Origin of the sequence: Parafilimonas sp., assembly GCF_047606085.1 — a bacterium.
Lineage (GTDB): Bacteria > Bacteroidota > Bacteroidia > Chitinophagales > Chitinophagaceae > Parafilimonas.
On record NZ_JASGEX010000044.1, the window covers coordinates 1 to 4,512 of the forward strand.

A 4,512-nucleotide genomic window follows, 5' to 3' on the forward strand; every position below is an offset into this window, starting at 1 on the left:
CCTTGTGTCGAGCCACTTATGAAAGCTGTTTTCCCGTTTAATTTTAAGTCCATATTTTATTGTCTGCTCGTTGTTTTTTGTCTGTCTGTTGATGTTTGCACGGTCGCTCGTAAAATGGCTACTAACGAACAGGGCTTTATGCAGGTTGGGATTTAGTATTCCGTCTGCCGACAACCGCTGCTGATTGAAAATACATTGTTGAAGTTATGTACAAAAGCTGATAGTTATTCGTCAGCCGGAACTGAAGTTGAGATTAGCAAATAGCTGATGTTACAATGTCAAGCCCAACTTGCATAAAACCCCATGTTGCCTGCATGTGCTTCGTTGGTTCAAGGCATTCGTCTTTCCCAAAATTTAGAGTGCCATCTATTGCCCATTTGATAAGCATCGCTTCGTGCAAGCCAATATCTTTCGAAATTTTTTTTGTTGAATGAAACATAGTCTTTTAACGCTTCTTCATGACAATGCAAAAATGATTCAAAATTATCTACACAAAATTGAATCATTTGCAAGTTTTTATATATTCCTTGGCCACTTAAAGGATCAATTGTGTAAGCTGTGTCGCCTAGTAATAGCCAACCTTTGCCCGATTGAATATTTGACCATGACGTCCGTGCGTCACATACGAACACATTTTCAACTTTGTTCAGGCAGGCCGAATCTATTGAGTTATACCAAATAGTAGATAAAATTTGTTTTTTGTAGTAATCGGCGTGTTCTTTTATTAGGAGATCGTTGTCAGTAAATATTGACATTACTCTCTTTTTACCTGGAAGAATATTTGTATAATACCAACCCTCTTGCAAAGATTCAATATAAAGGGTATTCTGAGATCCGACCTTGATTTCAGTACTAGAAATACCTGACAAGCAAATCAAACGATCAAAAAAAGTTTTTTTCGAAAGAAAGAACTTGAAAGGCATTTTCCTACCCGTAGCAACTATTAAAAATTTGGCTTTAATTTTTTGAAAAGCCTCATTCTTATTAATTTGTATGTTCCAAAATTCTCCATTAAAGCAAATTTCATTGATAGACACCTCTAAATAACATAAAATTCCATTTAATTTAGATTGGCTAATTAAGGATTTTTCAAACAACACTCTATCGATAGAAATTCCATTGCCGTATGGATTAAAAATAAAATCATTATGGTCTATTGATTTACTGGCCCATAATGATGAGTATCCAAAATATTCAGTAGTATTTGTAGAGGTAAGACCAATATTCAGGTTTTGAAAAAAAACTTTGCATTTAGGGTCTAATGATTCGCCAGGCTTAAAATCTGAAAGCGAGGATTTTTCAATAATGCCAATACGATATCCTTTGTTATTCAACAAAATTGAAGCGATGGAACCAGTGATTCCACCGCCAATAATAATGACATCAAACTCTTGCAAAGGTTGGATCTCTTTCATCCTCTATTTGAACTTTGTCTGTGGAAGGTTTAACAAATCCAAATCTATTAAATTCATCTACTAATTTTTTATGGTCAGAATCTGGGTTAAGAGGGCCATGCCATAAGCCTGTAGTTCCATCCTTCAATCTAACTAAGTCAGGTCTTTGGGAGGGCCACCAAGCATTTACGCATTCGAGAAAATCAGCTTGCCAAGGGAGTGCCATGAGTCCTGTAATTTCTCCAGGTTTAACAGACCCCGCATCAATTCTAAAAGGCTCCATGTAAATATTTTTATTTGTCAAAATTCTACCTCCCTCAATTCCTGGGAAAAATCCTTGTCCGATTGTGGTATCTAAAATAAGTTTTGTAAACTCTTCTCCTGTTTGGCTCGAATTTGAGGGAGTGCTTAAGTCCTCAACAAATTTCCCATCAACAAATAACTGTAAAATTTTTATTTGTCTTGAAGTAAGACGAAATTGTTTGAGCTTTTGCTGGATTTTTAGAACTGTGTCTCTTACTTCTTGTCTCTTGGTTTTGTTAGCCGTAGAATTCTTTGAGTATTCCTGAACTGGGTGAGGAAGGCTATAGTTTTGATTTACTTGTACCCATTGGTACTGTTCATACCTACTGATAATTGGAAAGATTTCTTTTTTAAATGATAATGGTTCGTTCAAACTATCTCCCTTTATAACATTTTCTATTACGTCATACAAGGTGACAACACCTTTAACCTTTGGGGCATAATCCGGAGGAGCAACAATAACCCAAGCTTTTACTGCATCTATTTTTGTACCATCAGCCAATTCGATGGTTGCTTCGACTATCCCGTCTGAAGTATCATCATACCAGTCCTTATTATAGTAAAAATTTGCATCCGGAGTTTTTTCACCACCAGGGTTTAAAGACGGCCCAACAGGTTGGTCAGAGGGTGATTTTGAAATCCCTTTTCCCCCCAGGACTATAAGATTGCCATCTTTATCTGTCTTTAACTCACCTAAATAAACAGTTTGTTCGACTTGATTGATTGGTGACTTATATTTACCAGTGTCAAATGAAATCCCATGTTGGCTTTTACCCTTTATTTTTCTAGGGCCAGGGTCAATTATTAAACTTTCGCCATTATCTCTTAATTGTAATGGGGGTTGAGGTACATGAGTTTGATCTGGAGGTAAGGGCATACCGTCAATTTCAAATCGTTTCAATGCAGATTTCTTATTGACGAGATGGACACGCCATTCTACTGTAAGTACATTAATATTACCCAGCAAATACTCATTCGTTTCAGTATTTAATTCATATATTTTAAATCTTGCAGCTTGTCTCTTTATCAAACCCATTGGGTCTTTAAAGGATGTTAGTTCATTTTCGTTACCACTGGAATCAACATCGATACCTAGTGAATTTTCATTTTCGGGGCAGACGAAATACTCAGTGGAGCTGCCGCCTACTCTGGCTATCCCTATAGACGGGAAAATTTTAAATCTTTCCATTTTGTTTTATTTTTTTTGTTATTAATTAAAGACTTGACTTTTTTGCGAAACATAATCATCGATTAGAGATAACACTGTAAAAACATTTTCATCCTTTTCTTTATGCGTATCAATGAAACTATGATTTCTAATGTTAGCAGTTTGTTCATTAATGTTACTCATGTAGTTTATTTGTTTCACTTTTAGGTCAGCAATAGAATTTGGTAATAAGAAATCTTTATCGATTTCAAATGTCGGACCTGATCTGGGTTCAATATCGTAAGAAAAATCAGAACCGTTAAGTGGTAACTTAAAACAAATAGCTGATATAAGTGGTATGACACCTCTCATTGAAGAGAAAACTAGGTTTGTGATCGCATGTGATTTTGTTGCATCAACGCTTTTAAGGAAATAAATCGAATATATGTCGTAGAGTAAAGATGTATAAATCTTATTTAATAAACCGGCCCATAACAGCGAGTACTGATTTGTAATTAAATTAAAATTATCTCCAAATTCTGGGTTTTTGATTGTTACCGGATTAATAGGATTAGTATATGTTTTGGCGATTAACATTGAGTCATAGTTTTCATATGCACTAAAAAAGTCTTCAAAATGAGAGTCTAATGTTTTAAAATCTGCCCCTTCACCTTGTGTTGATATTTTTGAAATAATGTCTTTTGCGGAATCTCTATTCGTTATTGAATTAAAGATTACAGAGTTTTGATTTAATGCCTGAGCGTCATTCCAATCTTTTCTGTTACCTGTAAGTTTAATTAAAGTTTCTGGGTTTAAGAAGTCTTCATCTTTAATATGATTTCCGACTTCAAATTCATCTGAAGGAGTAATTGGCATTAAAGGGTCGGGGCTATCATCTTTTTGAAATAGCCAAAACAGTTTCATATACAAACCTCCAACTGGATTTATTCTTACTCCGGCAGCACTAAAAGCAATTTTTTCTATCTCTTCCATTTTCTCTTTTAAATCACTTGGTATTAATGGAGGAGCTTCTACAGCAACATATTTAGCAAGAGTAGTTTTTGAAATGGGTTCTAAACGAAATGGCAATGGATTTCGTACACTGTTAGGCCTAACTAAATCCTTGTGAAGATGTATAGCGTCAAGCCCTCCAATTGAAATAAGTAAGTTTTGAACACTTAAAAAATGTCCCATTTCCTGTATAGATACTTTGATTATAACGTTTCGTAATTTTTCGTCTTTATCAAGTATAGAATAAGCAGAATATAGATATTGTATAAGAAGAGCATGTTCAATCTCTGCTGCCATTTTAAGAAGAAATAAAAGCTCTTCTTTTGGGTTCTTAGCATTTCTTACATAAGGAATCCAGGGCTCATAAATTATTCCTTGTTGAGTTATTGAAAGGTCAGCATTTTCCATCATAGCTACCTTACTTTCTAACACCCTTTTAATTACCTTTCGTTTTTTAGGTTTTCGCCAGACTATTTTAGGTTTTATACTTTTCATTAAAGATATTTTTGAAGTTTTATTTGAATGATAGCTTAAATGTCGTCATAGCATTGCAGGCAACGTTCGGCGGCTTTGCGATGGTGGGGCATCGAAGCTCGTCAGTCGAGTTTTGCACCAAAGTTAAATAGAATTACTGAAGTTGAGCCTATATTCGTCAGC

The 4,512-nt window shown here is 35.0% G+C and carries 3 protein-coding genes; all 3 read right to left on the reverse strand.

Annotated elements, in window-relative coordinates:
• Window positions 1-329 precede the first annotated feature (329 nt).
• Genes QM629_RS03780 through QM629_RS03790 form a run of 3 tightly spaced genes read right to left on the reverse strand, consistent with a single transcriptional unit; the run spans window position 330 to window position 4,350 of the window.
• On the reverse strand, window positions 330-1,415 hold the full coding sequence (locus tag QM629_RS03780) for an NAD(P)/FAD-dependent oxidoreductase (protein ID WP_415157347.1): 1,086 nt from the start codon (window positions 1,413-1,415) through the stop codon (window positions 330-332).
• Window positions 1,384-2,886, reverse strand: coding sequence for a LodA/GoxA family CTQ-dependent oxidase (locus QM629_RS03785; RefSeq protein WP_415157349.1), 1,503 nt, complete (start codon window positions 2,884-2,886; stop codon window positions 1,384-1,386). The genes QM629_RS03780 and QM629_RS03785 overlap by 32 nt, the downstream gene beginning before the upstream one ends.
• 21 nt (window positions 2,887-2,907) lie before the next feature.
• Window positions 2,908-4,350 carry a ferritin-like domain-containing protein gene (locus QM629_RS03790; RefSeq protein ID WP_415157351.1) on the reverse strand — a complete coding sequence of 481 codons (1,443 nt, stop codon included), beginning with the start codon at window positions 4,348-4,350 and terminating at the stop codon, window positions 2,908-2,910.
• Window positions 4,351-4,512 lie beyond the last annotated feature (162 nt).